1 protein-coding gene is annotated in these 272 nt (G+C 35.3%); it reads right to left on the bottom strand.

The window, feature by feature from the left end:
- Positions 1 to 35: 35 nt before the first annotated feature.
- Positions 36 to 272: hypothetical protein (locus KVT44_RS56105; protein ID WP_217576987.1), on the bottom strand; the 237-nt coding region annotated here is incomplete at its 5' end.

Genomic DNA, 272 nt, shown 5'->3' with positions numbered 1-272 from the left:
CGTAACGATAATAATCAGTTTAGCCGTAACAAAGGCTATTCTATTGCAATAATACTTTTGGGGTTGGGTCTCATTCTTAGATCTATAAATTGTTGTAAGTTAGTTAACTGAAAATATAGGTTATCTTTCATAAGAGAGTCGATATTCGCTCCCGGTTCTTTACCATATGAATGACCTGGATATACTTTGACATGATGTGGAATGCATTGTTTTATTTTTTGAATGCTGGCATACATCTGTTCAGGAGATCCTCCCTTTAAATGACAAACCCC

Source organism: Streptomyces sp. GbtcB7 (assembly GCF_019091445.1).
GTDB classification, from domain to species: Bacteria; Actinomycetota; Actinomycetes; order Streptomycetales; family Streptomycetaceae; genus Streptomyces; species Streptomyces mirabilis.
This window is presented reverse-complemented; position numbering and strand designations above follow the sequence as displayed.